Origin of the sequence: Synechococcus sp. MEDNS5, from assembly GCF_014279875.1 — a bacterium.
GTDB lineage: Bacteria > Cyanobacteriota > Cyanobacteriia > PCC-6307 > Cyanobiaceae > Synechococcus_C.
In genome coordinates this window covers 1,718,330-1,736,201 of the sequence record NZ_CP047952.1, presented here as the reverse complement: position 1 = coordinate 1,736,201, position 17,872 = coordinate 1,718,330, and the positions used below count along the sequence as shown (strand labels likewise).

Genomic DNA, 17,872 nt, shown 5'->3' with positions numbered 1-17,872 from the left:
GAGATGAAACGGGACCGACGGGATTCGAACCCGCAACTTCCGCCGTGACAGGGCGGTGCTCTAACCGGTTGAACTACGGTCCCAGGTTGCCGGCGGACATCTCAATCCGATCGGTTGTCCTGTGTCGCCTGCGCGACCAAATTAGTATCGACCTTTGGCCTGCCCTCCGTCAACACTGTGAAAGGGAAACGATCCCTCGCTGTTAGAGGAGGTCTGCTGACCATCAAAAAACCCCACCATTGGGTGGGGTTTTGAGGAACTTAGACGATTCAGCGTTAGGGACGAAAGCCAGCAGGCTCAATCAAACGAACTTGATTGCCGCGGGCGGTGAACTCGCGACCTTGGTCGCTCTGGACGACGACACGACCACCAGATTTGACACGAATCACCCGTGCACGAACCCAGCCGAGGGCGGCTGATTCGAGCACCTTGACCACATCACCAGGTTGAAGATCCAACTCCATGCTCGAACTCAGGAAACTGCAGTAGGGGTCATCGGACGCGCCGTGGAGGACTCGAACCCCCGACATCAGGTTTTGGAGACCTGCGTTCTACCAACTGAACTAACGGCGCAAGGCGATGAACCCCTCGACCATCGCCGAAACGATGGTATTTGGATTGAACGAGGTCGAAACCTCAGCGATCGAAGCGCTGCTTCACGCGGGTGGCCTTGCCCACCCGTTCCCGCAGATAGAAAAGCTTCGCCCTTCTTACTTTACCGCGACGTTCAACCTTCACGGAGGCAACCTGCGGACTGTGCAGCATGAAAACGCGCTCGACGCCGATTCCTTGGAAGATACGGCGCACGGTGATGGTTTGATGCATGCCGCCGTGACGCTTGGCAATGACTACGCCCTCGTAGGGCTGAACGCGTTCCTTATTGCCTTCGCTGATTCGCACGCCAACGCGGACGGTGTCGCCAACGTAAATATCTGGAAGGTCGCTCTTCAGCTGAGCTGTTTCGAATTCCCGGATCAGATCTGCAGGCTTCAGGCGAACCGTGCTGATCTTGGGCGATGACTCTGTTATCGACTCTGCAGCCGCAGTATCAGTACCACCGTTCTCAACAGCGCTATCCGTCGCCGCTGTTGCGCTGTCCTTTACAGAAGTGTCGTTTGGATCCGCTGCCATCCAGCTCCGGGGAATCACACCAAACAACTACCTTACCCTGCCGACTCCCCCTTGTTGAAACGTTTTTTGAGAGCGGAAGTCCAGCTCTGAATCAGCATGGCCCCGCCGGTGGCCAACATCCAAATCAACCCCAGGGCGTTGAGCAAAACCACAACAGGTTCGAGTTCAGGTCCAAGCCACTCGCCTTCGTGCAGGCTCATCAGCCAGTGAGCCTGATCACGACTCAATCCTCCCCAATCCCGGGCCAGTCGATACGTCAGACCACTGATCACTGATGTGAGTAGTGGCAGCAAAACGAACGGAGCAATCCATCGATGCCAGCGCCTGATCTGCGCCATCCAACGCATCACCGTCATTCCCTTTGCACGATTGATAGCGTGACAGGAAGACGTCGGGATTGTCCCGAAGGAACGACCGATGAACTTGTTCGCAGATCTTCTCGCCTCAGCTCAGAGCGGTTCCGTCACCGCGACAGGTCCACGCATTCAGCAGCGACGAGGGGTTGAGATCAAGTCGGCACGCGAACTCAAGATCATGGCGAAGGCCAGTCGCATCGTGGCCACCGTGCTGAGGGAAATCATGGATCTGGTGGAACCAGGCCAGACCACAGGCGATCTCGATGCCCACGCTGAGCGAAGAATCCGCGAAATGGGAGCCACTCCAAGCTTCAAGGGGTATCACGGCTTTCCCGCCAGCATCTGCGCCAGCATCAACAATGAAGTGGTGCATGGCATTCCCAGCAACAAGCGCGTGATCAAGGCTGGAGATCTCCTGAAAGTGGACACGGGCGCATTTTTTGAGGGCTACCACGGCGACAGTTGCGTCACGATCTGCGTGGGCGATGTCAACGAAGAAGCGGCCACGCTCAGTCGCGTCGCCCAGGAATCACTTCTTGCAGGACTCGCTCAGATTCGTGCCGGCAACACCTTGCTCGACATCGCTGGTGCGGTCGAAGATCGCGTCCGTGAGGGCGGTTTCAGCGTGGTGGAGGACTACACGGGACATGGCGTTGGCCGCAATCTCCACGAGGAGCCGTCCGTGTTCAATTTCCGCACTGACGCCCTGCCCAATGTGACGCTCAGGCCGGGTATGACTCTCGCCGTAGAACCCATCCTCAATGCCGGTAGCAAGGCTTGCCGCACCCTTAAGGACCGTTGGACCGTGGTGACTCGAGATGGGCGAATGTCGGCCCAGTGGGAGCACACCATCGTGGTGACATCGGATGGCTGTGAAATTCTTACGGATCGGGGCGATTGAGCCTGAAACTCCGGTTGTAGATCCAGCGGCCAAGCTCTGTCAGTGGCATCAAAACGAAGGTCAGTGGATTCGGTGTGACCACAATCAGTGGTAGCCCGAGGTTCGCTTGAACGAGAACTTGCTTGGCGACAAAGGCCGCAGACATCACACCGATGGGATTGAGGCTCGAGCGAAAGGGCCCAAGCACTAGTTTGCGTAGGCGAGGCAGACCCGCGCGCTGGCGTTCGGGAACACTCCAGCGCAAGCTGACCAATTGGCCGATCAGTCGTTTGCTCAGCTCATAGCCGGGACTGAGAGCCGGTTGGATTTCAGCCTCTGAAGTGTTCACCCAAAGTTCCCTTGGCCGCAGAGGGTCTTCGAGACAAATCTGCTCGAAACGCTGGATCAGGCGCCAGTGGCTCAGCGCATTGATCTCGATCGCTTTGGTCAAGGCTTCAGAAGCCTGATCTCCACCGGGATTCACGCCATGGTTAAGCACCAGCACATCAAGATCTCTCAGAGTCGGATCGAGAGCCTCTTCCTCACCACTGCACCAGCACACCCAATCCTGCGCGGACTGCAGTGGCGATGGTGCCTCGACCCTGGCGCGGTGACTGATGCCAACGACCCAGGCACCGCGCTCCCTCAACTTCGCTGTGAGGGCGCGCCCCAGTTCACCATTCGCTCCGGTGATTCCCACCCGTTGCCCCTGCCACCCCTTGGGCTCCACACCGGTCTGGGGAGAGCTGCTTCTGGTCTGTGCCATCGCGATGAACTGGGGCATGCTTGAGGCACACCGACGGTATGACCTTGTCTGGCCTTTCCTGGGAGGCTCAGTTGGCGCTCTTTGCTCCCTACTGCGGGGGGCGTGAGAGGGAATCCTTACTCAGGCAGGCGCTGGCCATGCTGCCGTTTGGGGAGCATGCCGGTGAACGGACGCTGGTCGATGCCCCTGCGCATCGTTTTTTTCTGCGTTGGGATCCAGTGCAGGCCCCGCTTGAACCCTGTCGTTGTGATCTGCGCTTTGAGAGTCATCCCGGGGTTGATTACCGCTTCGAATGTCCCGCTCATCAGTTGCTGAGCTGGTTGATGGAGGGGCCGGTGCATGGCCGCGGCAACGATCTTCCTGACAGCTTTTGGCAATGGCTCCTGCTCAGCAGGTTCGCGGACGACCGACCCCTTTAAATTGCAACAAGAACCACCAAATTCCCGCATGGGCTCCACGTTGCTGATCGGATCCTGTGAACCCTTCAGTGGCAAATCAGCCCTTGTGTTGGGCCTGGCGCGCCATCTGCTCTCATCCGGTGAACGCGTTCGGTTTGGAAAACCCCTGGCCACCAGTTTCGATTGGATGCCTGAGCAAGGTGCCTTGCCCGATCCTTTGATCGATGACGATGTTCGTTTTGTTGGTGAAACCCTTGGTCTTGATGATCAGGAGTTGATTTCATCGCTTCATCTCCTGTCGCCGTCCACCGCCGAGAAGCGTTTGGCGGAGGGCCTGTTAACTGCGGGCAATGGTTTGGATCATCTTCGGAAGCAACTCCTTGGGTTTGACGGTGGGGTGACCCTTCTTGAGGCTGCCGGTAATCTCCACGAAGGCCTGCTCTATGGCTTGAGTCTGGTGCAGCTGGCGAATGATCTTGATGCCCCCGTCGTGCTGGTGCACCTCTGGCAAGACAGCTGCAGTGTGGATGCTCTGCTTGCGGCGAAGACGCAACTCGGGGATCGCTTGTGTGGCGTTGTGCTGAATGCGGTCACCCCTGATGAGGTTGAAGGGCTCGAACGAGAGGTGGTTCCAGCCCTGCAGAGGTTGGGCCTCTCTGTGTTCGGGGTGATGCCCCGCTCTCCCCTGTTGCGCAGCGTCACAGTGGGCGAGCTGGTACGGCGATTGGATGCGCGGGTGATCTGCTGCCCCGAGAAGCTGGAGTTGCTGGTGGAAACCCTCAGCATCGGTGCCATGAATGTGAACTCGGCGATGGAGTTCTTCAGGCGTCGCCGCAACATGGCCGTGGTGACAGGCGCGGACCGGACCGACATTCAGCTGGCTGCTCTGGAGGCCTCCACCCAGTGCCTCATTCTCACCGGTGCTGGCGAACCTCTGCCGCAGCTGATCAACCGGGCTGATGAGCTGGAAGTCCCATTGCTGAAAGTGGATCACGACACTTTGGCCACGGTCGAAGTAATCGAGCAGGCTTTTGGCCATGTGCGGCTGCATGAAGCGGTCAAAGCGACCTACGCCTTTCGCCTGGTGGAAGAGCATTGCCGTTTGAACGACCTCATCAAGGCCGTTGGTCTGGCTTGATCGCTGCTAACTTCAAGACACGCACGCGCGTCGTCATTGAGCCGATCCCTCGATCTTCCTGCACTGGACAAGGTCGACACCCTTGCTCAGGAACTGGCCTTGCTGCAGGACAAGGGTCAACGGCGCATCGCCATTCTTGGTAGCCGTCACGTTCCTGTGGTGGCGATCCACCTCATTGAGCTGATTGCACGCTCTCTGGCACAGGAAGGTCATTCCCTGGTCACCTCTGGAGCACAGGGCGTGAATGCGGCGGTGATCAGAGGTGTTCTGGCTGTGGATGCTTCGAAGCTCACTGTGCTTCTTCCCCAAAGCCTCAGCCGCCAGGGACCTGAGATCCAGGATCAGCTCGAACAAGTGCTGCATCTCATTGAAAAGCCTGAGCACGACGACCTGTCGTTGCCGATGGCAAGCAGTCTCTGCAATCAGGACATCATCACCCGCTGTGATCAGCTGATCTGTCTGGCCTTTCATGACAGCGAAACCCTGCTCGCGAGCTGCCGCAACGCCGAGGACATGGGGAAAGTGGTGAGCCTGCTGTATTTCGACTGAAGGTCAGCGCAGAGCGTTGATTGGAAGAATTTGAAGTTGGGTTCCGTCTCGCCCCATCACCAGCACCTGGTCTCCGGCCTCCAGGGTTTGCTCCAGGTCGAGCGAACTTGCGGCCCAGCTTTGGCCATGCCAACGCACCCGCCCCTCTCCACCTGGAGTGATGGTGCCGAGAACCTCCGCGGTGTCTTCGTTCAGTCTGCGGCGACTTGACGATGGTGTGCGCTTGGCGGACCAGCGGCTGAGCCAGAGGGTCCCCGCCACAGTGATCACGACAAAAAGGCCGATCTGGAGCCAGATCGGCAGAGGGAGGAGGGCCGTCAGCACGGAGAGGCTCAGTCCTCCCAGCACAGCCACCATCAGGCCGTCAAAGCCTGGTTGTGATAACTCGATGGCCAACAGAAGCCCTGCCAGCAGTAGCCAAACCAGAGGGACTGCAAGAGGAGGCATCGCAAGCGACTGACTTCTCTCACTCTGGTCTCTATCGTTGAGGAAAACCAAAAATCATGGAAGCTCTTGTTGGATTACCCGCTCTGCTCCTGCTAGCGCTTCTGGGGACCGGCAGCGTCAAAGTCACCAGCGGCGGCCGATCGAGATTGGTGGAGCGTCTTGGGAAATACGATCGCGAGCTTCAGCCCGGGTTGTCCATTGTGATTCCTGTGGTGGAAAAAGTTGTGAGCCACGAATCACTGAAAGAGCGTGTGCTGGATATTCCTCCTCAGCTCTGCATCACGCGAGACAATGTTTCCATTGAGGTGGATGCGGTGGTGTATTGGCAACTTCTTGAACATTCCCAGGCTTATTACGCCGTTGACAATCTTCAGGCAGCAATGGTGAATCTGGTGCTGACTCAGATCCGCGCCGAAATGGGCAAACTTGATCTCGATCAGACCTTCACGACACGCAGTGAAGTGAATGAATTGCTTCTCAGGGCACTTGATGAAGCCACGGATCCATGGGGCGTGAAGGTGACCCGGGTGGAGATGCGCGACATCAATCCTTCCCCAGGGGTGAAGCAGGCAATGGAGGCTCAGATGACGGCAGAACGGGAAAAACGGGCTGCGATTCTGCGTTCCGAAGGAGAAAAGGAAGCGCAGCTCAACGAAGCACGGGGGCGGGCTGAAGCTCTTGTGCTCGATGCGCAAGCTCAGAAAGAGGCACTGATGTTGGATGCCGAAGCCCAGGCCAATCAGCAGAGCGTTCTGGCTGAAGCGAAATCCCAGGCTGCTCTTGTGGTTGCGAAAGCTCTTGCAGAGAGTCCGCAAACGGAAGAGGCGATCCGTTTAATGCTTGCCGAGAATTGGATGGAGATGGGGCAACGCATGGCTGATTCACCCGCGGGCAGCGTGTTGATGGTGGATCCCCAGTCCCCGGCGTCGCTGTTGGCGGCGTTGAAACAGTTCCAGCAGGGAGATCGCTAAGCCGTTGCAATCAGGGCTCGCAGCCCCTCCAGATACAGAATTCCCGTGCAGGAGAGGGCTCCTGCCCAGCAGAGACCTCTTAGAGGTGGCACGTTGGCGACATAGGCCGGCAGGTACACCAGTCTGAGCACGGGTTGAAGCAGAGCCGCAGGAATCGCAAGTCCACCCAGCGGCCCCAGTTGCAGCACAGCCATCAGGGCCAGTAGTGCAGCAGGGGCGTGCAGCGTGAAGGCTTCGAAACTGTTCTGATGAGCCCAACTGGCCCGCTGTCCCCAAGCGGGAAGGCGCTCAAACATCGCGCGGGGCGCCTTCATGTCATTCATGGTGAAATTGGCCTGAGAGCGAGCCGCGCCGAGGGGCACAACGCTGGCGATCACCACGCCACCCGACAGCACCAGCGACCAGGCGTAGGGGGCAGCGGGTGTTTGGGTCAGGAGATCAATCAAGTTCACAATGAACAGCGCAATGGCTATGACGATAGGAATCGCCTGAATCGCCATGCGCCGTGCTCTGCTGATTCCAGGTGTGTTCGCTTTGGGCGTTGTCGCCACGGCGATGCCCGCCGTCGCTGACGTCACTGTTTTTCGGCTCACCGGGGAACAAGGAAATGGCCTGTTGCCTGGTAACGGAGATTCCGGCAAGGGATTTGCAGACAAAACGGATTCATCTGCGACGGGTGGCCTGATTGATCCCAAAAGTCTGTATTACGACGCCAAGACGCGCACGCTTCACTTCGATTTCGCGTTTCAGGATCTTTCCAGTGGCGGGCTGTTTCTCCCCGCCGTGCATGGAGGGATTCATATCCATGGCCCCACACCCCAAGGGATGCCCGGCGCCAATGTGGGCGTGCTTTACAAGCTCAACACCACAGACAAGTTTCAACCCACCCTCAAGCTCAGCCGTGGGCCCCTGCCTGAAGGGATCCGCGCTGGACGCCTCAAAGGCTCTGTGCAGATCGAGGCCAAGGATCTCAAGGCTTTGATGGGATCCCAGACCTATGTCAATATTCACTCCAAGAAATATCCCAATGGAGAAATCAGAGGAACGTTGGTGCCCCAGCGCTAGGGTGGTCGAAGTGAAGATCTGAACGATGGCAACGTTTTCATTCGACGTCGTCTCTGATTTTGATCGCCAGGAGTTGGTCAACACTCTCGACCAGGTGCGGCGGGATGTTGGCCAGCGATACGACCTGAAAGACTCCAATACTGAGATTGAGCTGGAAGACGCCGCGGTGGTGATTACAACCGCCAGTGATATGACGTTGCAAGCCGTTGAAGATGTTCTCCGTGCAAAAGCGACCAAGCGCAATTTGTCTTTGAAAATTTTTGATTTTCAAACGCCTGAAGCAGTCGGAGGCAATCGCGTCAAGCAGGAGATCCAGTTGAAGAAAGGCCTCAGTCAGGAGCTGGCCAAGAAAATGAGCAAGATCGTGCGTGATGAGCTGAAAAAGGTAACGGTTGCGATCCAGGGCGAAAGCCTTCGTGTGACCGGAAAGAGTAAAGATGATCTTCAGCAGGTGATTCAGTTGTTGCGTTCTAAGGAGGATGATCTAGATGTTCCCCTTCAGTTTGAAAACTATCGCTGACTCATAGATTCAGATTCAACTGAACACCTCCGGCCCAGATGCCTTGAATTTGGCCTTGTCCGCCGGGATTGATCACCCACTGCATAACAGGTTGCAGTTGCACTGTCTCAGACAAATGTATTGAATAATTGAGTTCAATCACACCTTCATAGGTGGCGCCTGGAGAGAGGGTTGGGCTGAAGCTGGTGCGGCTGAATCCAAGAGCGAGAACATCGAGTGGACGGTTGGGCAGTACGCCTTGAGAAAGCCAACCGCCTCCCAGGAATGTGGGGAACGGGTTGTTCACAGGATCAAGGCTGAGGCTCCCTGCAGCCCAGAGTCGGTTGTCCATTCCCAGAGGAAGTTTCAACGGCCAGGTGAGCGAGCCGTAGATCCCACGGTTCAGGCCTGAACCCACTCCCGCCGTTTCCGTTGATGGAAGCTGCGTGGAGGCGAGATAGCTCCCGAGTTGCGCCTCCGGTGCAGGCAACAGGCGCTCCACTGTGATGGGGCTGTTGTTCACACGAATCGGTTCAAGTAGATCCTGGCGCGACCTCAGTGGATTGGTGCTCCACTGCAGGGCCTGGACACCCCCTCGTACCTGCGGCTGCTCAGGGTTGACCCCCAGGCTGGAGGCGATCGAAGTTTCCGGATCGAGATAGAAATATCCATAGGTCAGTGAGCCCATGGTTTCTGAGTGAGCTGCCACTTTCACGCCAGGGGTGACAAAGGGATTGATCGGCAGGCCAACCACCAGCAGGTTGAGTGTGTTGTTGAGGGTTGAATTGATGTATGAATTCATCGCTGGCGTGACCAGAAAGTCTGGATCCATCGACAGCAAGCCTGCGGATGCGCTCCACCAACTTTCGCCGCGATTGCGCTCCACACTGGCGGCCGTGATCCAGGTGCCAACCGGGTTCACCAAGGTTTGAAGCGTGAATTCTGAGCCGAGCTCCGTGTTGAGGTTGGGGTTCCCTGCCTGATTGGTGAGTTCAAGATTCACCTGCCAGTGATCCAGTGGCTTCCAGGTTTTTTCCGGCTTGTTGAGGCCGCTGCCCACGCTCAGTCCCACCACCGTGTTTTGAAACCAGCTGCTGACCGATGGATTGAGGCCCCCTTGGATGCCTCCCATCGGCTCAGAGGTGAACTGAATGCTGAAGTCAACCCAGTCCGGAAGACCGAGAAATGTCTGAAATGGACCCGCTTCAACAGGTGCGCCTAGCACGACCGACAACGTGGCAGCGCCGATGCACCTGATCGCGGAACGCACTGGGTTTAAGCGATTTCAGCGAATGATTCGCGGAATGCCTGAAGCGTTGCTTCGATATCGCCGTCGGAATGCGCCAGTGAGGTGAATCCGGCTTCGAATGCTGAGGGTGCCAGGTAGACACCGCGTTGCAGCATCGCCCGATGCAGCTTGCCGAAGCGTTCAGCGTCTGTGGCTTTCGCTTCTTCGAAATTGCGAACCGGACCCTCGCAGAGGAAGAATCCGAACATTGCGCTGACACTGCCCCCGGTGATCGCCAGGCCGGCGGCTGATGCTGCTTCCTTGATACCAGCGATGAGTTTTTCGGTGGTCGCAGTCAGCTTTTCGTAGCTGCCTGGCTGACGGAGCAGTTCCAGCGTCTTGATGCCAGCGGTCATGGCCAGAGGATTGCCGCTCAGGGTGCCCGCCTGGTACATCGGGCCGGCGGGAGCCACCATCTCCATGATGTCGCGGCGTCCGCCGTAGGCACCCACTGGCAGGCCGCCACCGATCACCTTGCCCATGGTAGTGAGGTCCGGAGTGACACCGAAATGTGCCTGGGCTCCCCCGTAACTGATACGGAATCCGGTCATCACTTCGTCGAAAACCAGCAGAGCTCCATGCTCCTTCGTGAGCTCCCGCAGACCCTCGAGAAAGCCTGGTTCGGGTTGGATGAACCCAGCATTGCCCACAATTGGCTCAAGGATCACTCCAGAGATGGCGTCTGGATTTTCAGCAAACAGCTGCTTGACCGCTTCCAGGTCGTTGTAGGGAGCGGTGAGAGTGTTGGCTGTGGTGCTTCTGGGTACGCCGGGAGAGTCGGGGAGTCCGAGGGTGGCCACTCCAGAGCCAGCCTTCACGAGGAACATGTCCGCGTGCCCGTGGTAGCAGCCTTCAAATTTGATCACCTTGTCGCGACCGGTGAAGGCACGCATCAGACGCAGCACCGCCATGCAGGCCTCTGTGCCGCTGTTCACGAAGCGCACCATCTCCACGCTGGGGACGGCGTCGATCACCATCTCCGCCAGGGTGTTTTCAAGTGCACACGGAGCGCCGAAGCTCGTGCCTTTTTCAATCGCTTCCTGGAGAGCGCTGATCACCTCAGGGTGGGCATGGCCGCAGATGGCAGGCCCCCAGCTGCCGATGTAGTCGATGTATTTATTTCCATCCACATCCCAGGCATAAGGCCCCTTGACCCGATCGAAAACGATCGGTTGCCCTCCCACGGAACGAAATGCCCTCACCGGAGAGCTCACGCCACCGGGCATCAGGGCCTGTGCGGCACTGAACAACTCCTGGGAGCGGGTTGTGTTGAGGGTGGGTGCAGTCACAGGGGCGGAAGCCAATGGGCCGATGCAAACCGTGCAACATCCTGACCCAAGAACGACCCAAATTGCTGGAACTGTTTCGGAAGGCAGGGTTTGACACGTTTGCTCTCTAGGTTATGGGCGTCTTGCAGACCGGGAGTGGTTCACGACTGGGCAGCACTTGAGCGTGATCTGAAGCGGTTTCTTGATCCCAAGGCTGTGGTCTCGCGCCGCGAAGAACTCCTTGTTTACGACTGCGACGGGCTCACCATGGATCGCCATGCGCCTCCACTTGCGGTGCTTCCCAGAAGCACCGATGAGGTTGCAGCCATCGTGGCTGCCTGTCATCACCATTCCATCCCCTTTGTTGCCAGGGGCAGCGGGACCGGACTGTCTGGAGGCGCCCTGGTGGAAGAGGAGGCGCTTTTGATTGTGACCAGCCGGATGCGCAGAATTCTCGACGTGGATCTCAGCAACCAGACGATCACCGTGGAACCCGGCGTGATCAACAGCTGGGTGACCCGTGCAGTGGCTGGTGATGGCTTCTATTACGCGCCCGATCCCTCCAGCCAGGTGGTCTGCAGCATCGGTGGGAATGTTGCTGAGAACTCCGGCGGCGTGCACTGCCTTAAGTACGGAGTCACGAGCAATCACGTGTTGTCGATGCAGGTGGTGTTGCCTGATGGCCAGGTCACACAACTGGGGGGAGAGCTCTCGGAGACCTGTGCCATCGATCTGCGCGGAGCATTCATCGGCAGCGAAGGCACGCTGGGAATCGCCACGGAGATCACCTTGCGTTTGTTGCCGGCGCCCCAGGAGGTTGCCGTGCTGCTGGCCGACTTTCCTTCTATGGAAGCGGCGGGTGAGGCCGTACGACGGATCACGTCTGCCGGAGTGCTGCCTGCCGGTTTGGAGATCATGGATCACACCTGTATTGCAGCGGTCAATGCCGCCTTCGGCGAGGAGGAATACCCCCCGGACGCTGGTGCTGTTCTTTTGATTGAGCTGGATGGCCAGGCCCTTGAAGTGAAGGAGGCTGTGACGCTGGCCATCAGCCTCTGCCGCGAGGCAGGAGCAGGGCGGGTGCGAGAGGCCTGGGATGAAACCGAGCGCGCCAGGCTCTGGAAGGGCCGAAAAAGTGCGATCTCGGCTCTGGGGCGCCAGTGCCCCAGCTACTACCTGCAGGATGGCGTCGTTCCGCGAACGGCCCTTCCGTCCGTTCTGGCTGCCATCGACCGCCTCAGTGCTGAGCATGGTCTAGTGGTGGCCAATGTGTTTCACGCCGGTGATGGCAACCTTCACCCCCTCATCCTTTATCGGGCCTCGGATCCCGGTGTGAACGCGAAGGTGAAGACCCTTGGTGCCGCCATCATGGAGCTCTGCCTTGCGGCAGGGGGAAGCATCAGTGGAGAACACGGCGTAGGCAGCGACAAGCGTTGTTTCCTTGATCGCATGTTCAGCGAGGACGATCTCGCAACGATGAAGCGACTGCGCTTGGCCTTTGATCCCGACGGTCTGGCCAATCCGGGCAAGATCTTCCCCACTCCGAAGAGCTGTGGTGAATCGCAGCGGCGCTTCGTCGCCTTGGAGCGCTCCGGGCGTCGGTTGCCCGACGAGGCTCTGGTTTATTAATCGAGCTCTGTGTCTTCGCCCTCATCGCCGAAGTCCCAGGCCAGATCCACCACCACCGGAGCATGGTCGCTCGGTTGCTCCCTGCCCCGCTCTTCTTTGTCGATGCTGCAGCTTCGGGCCAGTTCCTGCAGATCACTGCTCAGATAGATGTGGTCGATCCGCCATCCGCTGTCGCGGTTCCAGGCTCCGCTGCGGTAGTCCCACCAGCTCCAGTGTCCGCTGCCTGATTCAAACAGGCGAAAGGCGTCCCCCAGATTGGATCCGAGCACCTTGAGGAGAGCCTCTCGCTCCGCCTCGGAGGCCATGATGCCTCCGGTGAGTCGATCGGGGTTGTGGAGATCCCTCGCTTCCGGCCCGATATTGAAGTCACCCACTACACAGAGGGGTTCATCCCTGGTTTCCGCAGACCGCAGATAGCGCTCCAGGCAGCCCATCCAGTTGAGCTTGTAGTTGTACTTCTCTGAACGCAGGCTCGAACCATTCGGCACATAGAGATTCACCACCCGTATGCCATCCACAAGAGCGCTGATCACGCGCTTTTGAGCACCAAGCTCTTCGGCGTCCGCGTCATCAGGCAATTCGCCCGTAAAGCCAAGGCGCACATCCTCGAGGGGCTGGCGACTGATCAGAGCAACGCCGTTATAGGACTTCTGCCCGTGAATGCTGACGTGGTAACCCCTCTCCTGGAATGGTTCCAACGGAAATAAAGGATCGTCAACTTTGGTTTCCTGAAGGGCGAGCACATCGACACTGTTCCGATCCAACCAGCTGAGAACATGCCCCAGACGGGTCCGTACGGAGTTGACGTTCCAGCTGGCGATCTGCACAGACCCTGTTGTTAATGGCCAGTGACCCTTAGCATCGCAGTCCTGGCTCGGAGTCGACCAATGCCCTCTCTGTTGAAATCCGGAGCACTGTCGGTGGCATGGTCCGTTCTGCTGCTGGCTCCTTTGCCAGCCGCTGCCCAGACGTCTCTCTCCGAGACAGGCCCGAGTTTCGAGACGAATAATGATCGGGGAATCCTGGACACAACATCGGGCAATAACAGCGAAGGATCGGTGCTGGACGCCACCAATCCAATGCAGTTGATGCAGCGCCTGCGTCAGGCCACATCGCTCAACGATGCCACCGACCCTGTGGATGCGATCGACGCGGCACTCAAGGCTCTCGAACAGCCTGCTCCTTCTGCTGGGACGGCTGGGACTCTTCCTTAATCGCTAGCCGACGGGCGCTCGACTGGTTGCGCGCTGCTTCCAACGCCCAACTCAGCTTGGTGGACTCCAACGTGCGCTGATCGAGCTCCCCTCCACCTTCCAGGCGTTCAGCCTGCCGCAAGAGGGTCAATGCCCGGTCGCCCTCACCTTGATCGCGCTTTAAAAGTGCCAACGCCAGCAATGGTTCGGCGCGGTCTGGGTTTTCCTTAATTAACAGCTCATAGCTGGATCGCGCTCCTGTCAGCTCTCCGGCCTGACGCTGCAGATCTGCCAGCATTAGGCCAAGTTTCAGCCGCTGCTTTGGCGTGGATTGCTGGAACAGCTTCTTTAGCTGATCCACCTCCGGTTTCAGTTGCCCCTTCTTCAGGGCCAGGAGGCTGCTCAGTGCGATCACATCCGGGTGGTTGGGATGAAGCGCACGCAGCCGTTTCAACGTAAGCGTTGCAGCCTCTTGATCCCCTTGGCTGAGCTGAGTTCTTGCCAGCAGAACCGCCCATCGCCAGTCGCGCGGATGCGCCGAAACCTGTGCGCTGATCAGCTCCAGGCTTGCGCTGGCTGGTGCAGTCCTGTCCTGATTCTTGCGATGGCTCTGGAGCGGCTGTAATCCGTTGTTGGCCACAACCCATCCGCTCAGCAGGCTGAGGCCGATCCCCAGCATGAGCAGAAGGGAGTTCCGGATGCGTGTGTCGCGGAGCCCTGCCACGGACATGCGTGATCAGGTCACAGTCTGAAGGGAATCCCTAGCGCTGGCTAGAGTCCTTCCGGGCTAGTGAATGCCCTTAATACCAATGCGCGACCATCCCATTCCCGCGGTGACTGAGCCGCTTCAGTACAGGGCCATTGGTGTGGTGCGCGGAGAGTTCCGTGCTGACTCCGACGACAAGTCCACGCGCGGACAGCTCATCGATGCCGATGGCCAGGCCCTGGACTGTGTGGTGCTCGGACGGATGCTCACGTTGATGCGCCGACATCTGGATATGAGTCAGCCCCATCTGTGGGTTGTGTACCCCCGCTGCCGAGAAGAGGAGCATCTGCATCTTCAAATCGCCGGGATTTGGGAACCCAGCACGCTGTCGCGCTCGGATGACGCTGAGGACAGTGCTCCCGCCGAGGACACGTTGCCTGAAGGTGATGACTACTTTTCCATTCGCGGGGAGCTCATTTACACCAAGGCCGAGACTGCGGATGTGGTGGTGAAGGTGCGTCAGCAACCCCGAGCCGATGGCTTTCGGCCTCTTCCCTTCAAGCTTCAGCTCAAGGGCGAGCTGGCTTTGGAGCATCTGCGCCATTTCGTCAGCCTTGATGTGCGCCGACAGGGGCAGTTGCTTCAGATCGAATCCTCGGAAGTCATTGCTCCAATGCCCACACGCGGCGGTAAAGGGGGACGCGGTGGTTCAGCCCGCCGCGGTGCATCCAGCACGCGACCGGTCGGCAGCTGATGGCGTCGTCGCCTGTGTCGTCCACCACTGCGGGTCTTGCCGTTGCTGGCTGCACTGCCTTGGCTGTGTTCGGGCCGCTCGTTGGCTTGTCTCCGGCGTGGATCGCCCTTCTGATCGGCGGTGGGCTGCTTGGACTCACGGTGGATGCCTCCCAGCTCGAAGGAATGGGCGGGCACCTGGTGGCCGAAGCGCTTCCGGGGGGGAAAGCCCGGTTGCGCCGGGTGGCACGCCATGAAGCGGGTCACTGGCTCGTGGCCCGCGATGAGCAGATGGGTGTGAAACGAGTGCTGGTTGGAACGCGGGCTTGCCTGGAGGCCGGTTTGCGTTGCAACGGGGCCACCGAGTTCGCACTTCCAGACCATGCACGCCTGCCCCTTGAGGAGCTGCGCCGCTGGAGTCGGGTTCTGCAGGCGGGCATCGTGGCTGAGGTGTTGCTCGAGGGGGCAGCGCGGGGAGGCGAGGATGACCGGGCTTTGCTCGGACGGATCTGGGGCCTTTCCGGGCAAGACGTGGAGACAGCACAACGGGAGCAACGCCGGGCGCGGCGAGAAGTGGAGCAATTTCTGCGCCGTCATCGCGATGATCTTGAGGCTGTGGCCGAACGGCTGCTGGAGGGCCTGGAACCGGAGGCGGCATGACCTCCCTGTTTGTGGACTGTCCCACCGGCCTCGCCGGAGACATGCTGCTAGCGGCCTGCCTGGATCTCGGCGTTCCTGAGGAGGTGATCCATCGGCCGCTGCACCAGCTTGGTTTCGCTCATGCCTACAGCCTCAGGGTTGAGGAGGCGTCCAGCTGCGGTTTGCGTGGTTTGCGGCTCGTGGTTGAGAGCACGGAAGCGGAACCGCCTCATCGGCACTGGCGTGAGCTGCGTGACCGCATCAGCAGCTCCCCCCTGGCTGCACCGTTGCGCCAGCGGGTTCTTTCGGTGTTTGAAGCCCTTGCTCAGGCCGAAGCAGCGGTGCATGGCACCGACCCTGAGGCAGTTCATTTCCATGAAGTGGGAGCGATCGACAGCCTTGTCGATGTGGTGGGAGTGTGTGCTGCCCTGGAGCATCTGCAGGTCAGTTCCTTGCTTTGCCAGCCCCCACCGGCTGGTCGGGGCACGGTGACCACGGCCCATGGGGTGCTGCCCGTTCCCGCTCCTGCGGTGCTGGAGTTGGCCCGGCGGCATGGGTTGACCCTGCGCTGCGGCATGGAGTGGCCTGAAGCCGAACTCACCACACCCACAGGGTTGGCACTCATTGCCGTCCAGGCTGATGGATTTGGTTGGCCATCGGTGCTTGAGCCGGTCGCGACAGGGATCGGGCTGGGGCATCGCCAACTGGATCGTCCCAACCTGTTGCGTCTGATCCAGATGAAGCCTGCTCAGCGCTCTGCGTCGGATCAACCCCAGTGGCAGGACCTGGTGGTGCAGGAGGCCTGGATTGATGATGCCTCAGCTGAAGCCATCGCCTGGTTGGTTGAGCAGCTTCGCAGCGGTGGGGCTCAGGATGTGGCCTGTGCTCCCATTCAGATGAAGAAAGGCCGGGCTGGCACGGCCGTGACCGCCTTGGTGCGAGCGGATTTTGCCGAGGGGCTGCGGCAGATCTGGTGGCGGGAGAGTCCAACTCTGGGGCTGAGGGAACGGCGCCAGGGGCGCTGGGTGCTTCCCCGGCGCAGGGGAACGCTCTCCACGTCCTGGGGGGACCTGGCGGCCAAGCAGACCCGGCGTCCGGATGGCCATCTCGAGGTCAAGCCGGAACGCGATGCTCTGCAGCAGCTGGCCGACCAGAGCGGATTGTCCCCATCGCGGCTGCTCAGTCAGCTGCAGCTGGATGGTGAGGGGTTCGAGCCCTGTGAGGACTGGCGATGCTGAAGCTGCGACTCTTTCCATGGTCTGGCTCCGTGCCCGGTGGCCTGAAGCTGTGGGTGACGCTGCTGACCCTCTCGTTTGTCGCTTGGGCGCTGAAGGGGCACCTGGCAGGCCTGCGCAGCCTCACGATTTCGACCCTCGGCTGGTGGTGGCTGATGCTGGCCCTCGGGCTCAGTTGGCTCAGCCTGGTGGTGAATGCTGTCAGTTGGAGAGTCCTTGTGCTCTGGCTGGGGCATGGCACTGGCCAGACCCCCTTGTTGCCGCTTTATCTCAGCAGCAATCTTCTCAAGTACCTCCCCGGTGGGATCTGGCATTTCGTGAAGCGCGTGAGGGCACTGGCACCCTCCATCGGTACAGGCCCGGCTCTGGTTTCCGTGTTGCTTGAGCCCATGGTGATGGCTGTCGCCGCCCTGCTCTGGGTTCCTTTCGGAGGGTTCCAGGGCGGACTTGCGCTTCTCGCTCCCCTGCCGGCCTTGCTTCTCCTGCCTCGCTGGCGGGAGCCGCTGTTGCGTCGCCTCGAGCGTCAGCGGCTGCGCCAGCTCAATCGGGTGCAGGACGATTCGTCAGGTGTTCTGACTGAACCCGAGCAGTACGGAAGCGGCCGTGATGGCTACCCATGGAGCCCCTTGCTGGCTGAGCTGCTGTTTGTGGCCTGCCGTTTCTCAGGATTTTGGGCCTGTCTGCATGTCTTTGGCCTCAATCAGGTGCTGCCGATCACCGCCTGGCTGGCGGCTTTCGCCCTGGCCTGGACGGCCGGATTGGTGGTGCCGGCAGCCCCGGGAGGCCTGGGCGTTTTCGAGGCGATGCTTCTTCTGAGACTGGGGCAGTCGGTTCCTGAAGCGCCGCTTCTGGCGGTGGCGTTGAGTTACCGCTTGGTGGTCACCCTGGCGGATGTGTTGGCTGCCGGTGGCGTGTGGGCGGACAGGGTTCTATCAGCACGTTGGCTGGTGCCCAAGTCTTAATCCCGTCCTAGTGCCGACTT

General features: G+C 59.5%; 23 protein-coding genes and 2 tRNA genes. 13 read left to right on the top strand and 12 right to left on the bottom strand.

What is annotated here, in order from left to right:
- Nucleotides 1-9: 9 nt before the first annotated feature.
- The 5 genes from SynMEDNS5_RS09365 to SynMEDNS5_RS09345 form a co-directional block, all read right to left on the bottom strand.
- A tRNA-Asp gene (locus tag SynMEDNS5_RS09365) sits at nucleotides 10-83 on the bottom strand.
- A 192-nt stretch (nucleotides 84-275) separates the two neighbouring features.
- A complete protein-coding gene (locus SynMEDNS5_RS09360) occupies nucleotides 276-464 on the bottom strand; it encodes a hyperconserved protein Hcp (RefSeq protein WP_006043540.1) in 189 nt (62 codons plus the stop codon).
- Between the two features lie 36 nt (nucleotides 465-500).
- Nucleotides 501-573, bottom strand: a tRNA-Trp gene (locus SynMEDNS5_RS09355).
- A gap of 63 nt (nucleotides 574-636) precedes the next feature.
- Entirely contained in the window at nucleotides 637-1,131 is a 495-nt protein-coding gene (gene rplS / locus SynMEDNS5_RS09350) for a 50S ribosomal protein L19 (protein WP_186583142.1), read from the bottom strand.
- A gap of 32 nt (nucleotides 1,132-1,163) precedes the next feature.
- Nucleotides 1,164-1,478, bottom strand: a complete 315-nt coding sequence (locus SynMEDNS5_RS09345; protein WP_186585945.1) for a PepSY domain-containing protein — start codon at nucleotides 1,476-1,478, stop codon at nucleotides 1,164-1,166.
- A gap of 70 nt (nucleotides 1,479-1,548) precedes the next feature.
- On the opposite strand from SynMEDNS5_RS09345, the gene map reads away from it, so the two are divergent.
- Nucleotides 1,549-2,388 carry a type I methionyl aminopeptidase gene (gene map, locus SynMEDNS5_RS09340; protein WP_186583141.1) on the top strand — a complete coding sequence of 280 codons (840 nt, stop codon included), beginning with the start codon at nucleotides 1,549-1,551 and terminating at the stop codon, nucleotides 2,386-2,388.
- Here map and SynMEDNS5_RS09335 read toward each other — a convergent pair.
- Complete coding sequence (locus SynMEDNS5_RS09335) at nucleotides 2,369-3,151, bottom strand: SDR family oxidoreductase (protein WP_186583140.1); 783 nt, start codon at nucleotides 3,149-3,151, stop codon at nucleotides 2,369-2,371. The two genes, map and SynMEDNS5_RS09335, sit on opposite strands and share 20 nt — an antisense overlap.
- Before the next feature lie 20 nt (nucleotides 3,152-3,171).
- On the opposite strand from SynMEDNS5_RS09335, the gene ebsA reads away from it, so the two are divergent.
- Genes ebsA through SynMEDNS5_RS09320 form a run of 3 tightly spaced genes read left to right on the top strand, consistent with a single transcriptional unit; the run spans nucleotide 3,172 to nucleotide 5,218 of the window.
- Nucleotides 3,172-3,552, top strand: coding sequence for a type IV pilus biogenesis protein EbsA (gene ebsA, locus SynMEDNS5_RS09330; protein ID WP_186583139.1), 381 nt, complete (start codon nucleotides 3,172-3,174; stop codon nucleotides 3,550-3,552).
- 28 nt (nucleotides 3,553-3,580) lie between these two features.
- Nucleotides 3,581-4,669 (top strand): phosphotransacetylase family protein, encoded by a 1,089-nt coding sequence (locus tag SynMEDNS5_RS09325; protein ID WP_186583138.1) that lies wholly within the window; start codon nucleotides 3,581-3,583, stop codon nucleotides 4,667-4,669.
- Nucleotides 4,670-4,705: 36 nt separating this feature from the next.
- Nucleotides 4,706-5,218: a DNA recombination-mediator protein A gene (locus tag SynMEDNS5_RS09320; protein WP_186583137.1), complete on the top strand. Its 513-nt coding sequence runs from the start codon at nucleotides 4,706-4,708 to the stop codon at nucleotides 5,216-5,218.
- 3 nt (nucleotides 5,219-5,221) lie between these two features.
- Here SynMEDNS5_RS09320 and SynMEDNS5_RS09315 read toward each other — a convergent pair whose 3' ends face one another.
- Nucleotides 5,222-5,665 (bottom strand): NfeD family protein, encoded by a 444-nt coding sequence (locus SynMEDNS5_RS09315; protein ID WP_186583136.1) that lies wholly within the window; start codon nucleotides 5,663-5,665, stop codon nucleotides 5,222-5,224.
- Between the two features lie 56 nt (nucleotides 5,666-5,721).
- Here SynMEDNS5_RS09315 and SynMEDNS5_RS09310 point away from each other — a divergent pair, with 56 nt between their 5' ends.
- Complete coding sequence (locus tag SynMEDNS5_RS09310; RefSeq protein ID WP_186583135.1) at nucleotides 5,722-6,636, top strand: SPFH domain-containing protein; 915 nt, start codon at nucleotides 5,722-5,724, stop codon at nucleotides 6,634-6,636.
- Here SynMEDNS5_RS09310 and SynMEDNS5_RS09305 read toward each other — a convergent pair.
- A complete protein-coding gene (locus SynMEDNS5_RS09305; protein WP_370593520.1) occupies nucleotides 6,633-7,136 on the bottom strand; it encodes an MAPEG family protein in 504 nt (167 codons plus the stop codon). The genes SynMEDNS5_RS09310 and SynMEDNS5_RS09305 overlap by 4 nt on opposite strands.
- On the opposite strand from SynMEDNS5_RS09305, the gene SynMEDNS5_RS09300 reads away from it, so the two are divergent.
- Entirely contained in the window at nucleotides 7,135-7,701 is a 567-nt protein-coding gene (locus tag SynMEDNS5_RS09300) for a CHRD domain-containing protein (RefSeq protein ID WP_186583134.1), read from the top strand. The genes SynMEDNS5_RS09305 and SynMEDNS5_RS09300 overlap by 2 nt on opposite strands.
- A 25-nt stretch (nucleotides 7,702-7,726) precedes the next feature.
- The gene (locus tag SynMEDNS5_RS09295) at nucleotides 7,727-8,221 is read left to right on the top strand and encodes a YajQ family cyclic di-GMP-binding protein (protein WP_186583133.1); all 495 of its coding nucleotides are present in this window, start codon (nucleotides 7,727-7,729) and stop codon (nucleotides 8,219-8,221) included.
- Nucleotide 8,222: 1 nt separating this feature from the next.
- Here the strand turns inward: SynMEDNS5_RS09295 and SynMEDNS5_RS09290 are convergent, their stop codons facing one another.
- Together SynMEDNS5_RS09290 and hemL are read right to left on the bottom strand one after the other, a co-directional pair.
- The gene (locus SynMEDNS5_RS09290; RefSeq protein ID WP_186583132.1) at nucleotides 8,223-9,470 is read right to left on the bottom strand and encodes a carbohydrate porin; all 1,248 of its coding nucleotides are present in this window, start codon (nucleotides 9,468-9,470) and stop codon (nucleotides 8,223-8,225) included.
- Nucleotides 9,471-9,475: 5 nt separating this feature from the next.
- On the bottom strand, nucleotides 9,476-10,777 hold the full coding sequence (gene hemL / locus SynMEDNS5_RS09285) for a glutamate-1-semialdehyde 2,1-aminomutase (protein ID WP_186585943.1): 1,302 nt from the start codon (nucleotides 10,775-10,777) through the stop codon (nucleotides 9,476-9,478).
- Between the two features lie 135 nt (nucleotides 10,778-10,912).
- Between hemL and SynMEDNS5_RS09280 the strand changes: the two genes are divergently transcribed.
- On the top strand, nucleotides 10,913-12,385 hold the full coding sequence (locus SynMEDNS5_RS09280) for an FAD-linked oxidase C-terminal domain-containing protein (RefSeq protein ID WP_186583131.1): 1,473 nt from the start codon (nucleotides 10,913-10,915) through the stop codon (nucleotides 12,383-12,385).
- Here SynMEDNS5_RS09280 and xth read toward each other — a convergent pair.
- On the bottom strand, nucleotides 12,382-13,212 hold the full coding sequence (gene xth, locus SynMEDNS5_RS09275) for an exodeoxyribonuclease III (protein ID WP_186583130.1): 831 nt from the start codon (nucleotides 13,210-13,212) through the stop codon (nucleotides 12,382-12,384). The genes SynMEDNS5_RS09280 and xth overlap by 4 nt on opposite strands.
- Before the next feature lie 60 nt (nucleotides 13,213-13,272).
- On the opposite strand from xth, the gene SynMEDNS5_RS09270 reads away from it, so the two are divergent.
- Entirely contained in the window at nucleotides 13,273-13,599 is a 327-nt protein-coding gene (locus SynMEDNS5_RS09270) for a hypothetical protein (protein ID WP_186583129.1), read from the top strand.
- On the opposite strand, the gene SynMEDNS5_RS09265 is transcribed toward SynMEDNS5_RS09270, so the two are convergent.
- Nucleotides 13,544-14,308 carry a tetratricopeptide repeat protein gene (locus tag SynMEDNS5_RS09265; protein WP_186583128.1) on the bottom strand — a complete coding sequence of 255 codons (765 nt, stop codon included), beginning with the start codon at nucleotides 14,306-14,308 and terminating at the stop codon, nucleotides 13,544-13,546. The genes SynMEDNS5_RS09270 and SynMEDNS5_RS09265 overlap by 56 nt on opposite strands.
- A gap of 79 nt (nucleotides 14,309-14,387) precedes the next feature.
- On the opposite strand from SynMEDNS5_RS09265, the gene SynMEDNS5_RS09260 reads away from it, so the two are divergent.
- Genes SynMEDNS5_RS09260 through SynMEDNS5_RS09245 form a run of 4 tightly spaced genes read left to right on the top strand, consistent with a single transcriptional unit; the run spans nucleotide 14,388 to nucleotide 17,852 of the window.
- Entirely contained in the window at nucleotides 14,388-15,038 is a 651-nt protein-coding gene (locus SynMEDNS5_RS09260) for a hypothetical protein (RefSeq protein WP_186583127.1), read from the top strand.
- Nucleotides 15,038-15,676 carry a hypothetical protein gene (locus SynMEDNS5_RS09255; protein WP_186583126.1) on the top strand — a complete coding sequence of 213 codons (639 nt, stop codon included), beginning with the start codon at nucleotides 15,038-15,040 and terminating at the stop codon, nucleotides 15,674-15,676. The genes SynMEDNS5_RS09260 and SynMEDNS5_RS09255 overlap by 1 nt, the downstream gene beginning before the upstream one ends.
- Nucleotides 15,673-16,893 carry a nickel pincer cofactor biosynthesis protein LarC gene (larC, locus tag SynMEDNS5_RS09250; RefSeq protein ID WP_186583125.1) on the top strand — a complete coding sequence of 407 codons (1,221 nt, stop codon included), beginning with the start codon at nucleotides 15,673-15,675 and terminating at the stop codon, nucleotides 16,891-16,893. Before SynMEDNS5_RS09255 ends, larC begins: the two co-directional genes overlap by 4 nt.
- Nucleotides 16,887-17,852: a lysylphosphatidylglycerol synthase domain-containing protein gene (locus SynMEDNS5_RS09245; protein ID WP_186583124.1), complete on the top strand. Its 966-nt coding sequence runs from the start codon at nucleotides 16,887-16,889 to the stop codon at nucleotides 17,850-17,852. The genes larC and SynMEDNS5_RS09245 overlap by 7 nt, the downstream gene beginning before the upstream one ends.
- Nucleotides 17,853-17,872: the final 20 nt, after the last annotated feature.

Bases quoted from the DNA above. Each gene is read 5' to 3' on its own strand.
- SynMEDNS5_RS09295 (WP_186583133.1), top strand. From the start codon at position 7,727: ATGGCAACGTTTTCATTCGACGTCGTCTCTGATTTTGATCGCCAGGAG.
- SynMEDNS5_RS09345 (WP_186585945.1), bottom strand. From the start codon at position 1,478: ATGCGTTGGATGGCGCAGATCAGGCGCTGGCATCGATGGATTGCTCCG.
- SynMEDNS5_RS09300 (WP_186583134.1), top strand. From the start codon at position 7,135: ATGCGCCGTGCTCTGCTGATTCCAGGTGTGTTCGCTTTGGGCGTTGTC.
- SynMEDNS5_RS09325 (WP_186583138.1), top strand. From the start codon at position 3,581: ATGGGCTCCACGTTGCTGATCGGATCCTGTGAACCCTTCAGTGGCAAA.
- map (WP_186583141.1), top strand. From the start codon at position 1,549: ATGAACTTGTTCGCAGATCTTCTCGCCTCAGCTCAGAGCGGTTCCGTC.
- SynMEDNS5_RS09305 (WP_370593520.1), bottom strand. From the start codon at position 7,136: ATGGCGATTCAGGCGATTCCTATCGTCATAGCCATTGCGCTGTTCATT.
- SynMEDNS5_RS09310 (WP_186583135.1), top strand. From the start codon at position 5,722: ATGGAAGCTCTTGTTGGATTACCCGCTCTGCTCCTGCTAGCGCTTCTG.
- SynMEDNS5_RS09245 (WP_186583124.1), top strand. From the start codon at position 16,887: ATGCTGAAGCTGCGACTCTTTCCATGGTCTGGCTCCGTGCCCGGTGGC.
- SynMEDNS5_RS09315 (WP_186583136.1), bottom strand. From the start codon at position 5,665: ATGCCTCCTCTTGCAGTCCCTCTGGTTTGGCTACTGCTGGCAGGGCTT.
- SynMEDNS5_RS09270 (WP_186583129.1), top strand. From the start codon at position 13,273: ATGCCCTCTCTGTTGAAATCCGGAGCACTGTCGGTGGCATGGTCCGTT.
- SynMEDNS5_RS09255 (WP_186583126.1), top strand. From the start codon at position 15,038: ATGGCGTCGTCGCCTGTGTCGTCCACCACTGCGGGTCTTGCCGTTGCT.
- larC (WP_186583125.1), top strand. From the start codon at position 15,673: ATGACCTCCCTGTTTGTGGACTGTCCCACCGGCCTCGCCGGAGACATG.
- SynMEDNS5_RS09360 (WP_006043540.1), bottom strand. From the start codon at position 464: ATGGAGTTGGATCTTCAACCTGGTGATGTGGTCAAGGTGCTCGAATCA.
- rplS (WP_186583142.1), bottom strand. From the start codon at position 1,131: ATGGCAGCGGATCCAAACGACACTTCTGTAAAGGACAGCGCAACAGCG.
- SynMEDNS5_RS09265 (WP_186583128.1), bottom strand. From the start codon at position 14,308: ATGTCCGTGGCAGGGCTCCGCGACACACGCATCCGGAACTCCCTTCTG.
- SynMEDNS5_RS09260 (WP_186583127.1), top strand. From the start codon at position 14,388: ATGCGCGACCATCCCATTCCCGCGGTGACTGAGCCGCTTCAGTACAGG.
- ebsA (WP_186583139.1), top strand. From the start codon at position 3,172: ATGACCTTGTCTGGCCTTTCCTGGGAGGCTCAGTTGGCGCTCTTTGCT.
- SynMEDNS5_RS09335 (WP_186583140.1), bottom strand. From the start codon at position 3,151: ATGCCCCAGTTCATCGCGATGGCACAGACCAGAAGCAGCTCTCCCCAG.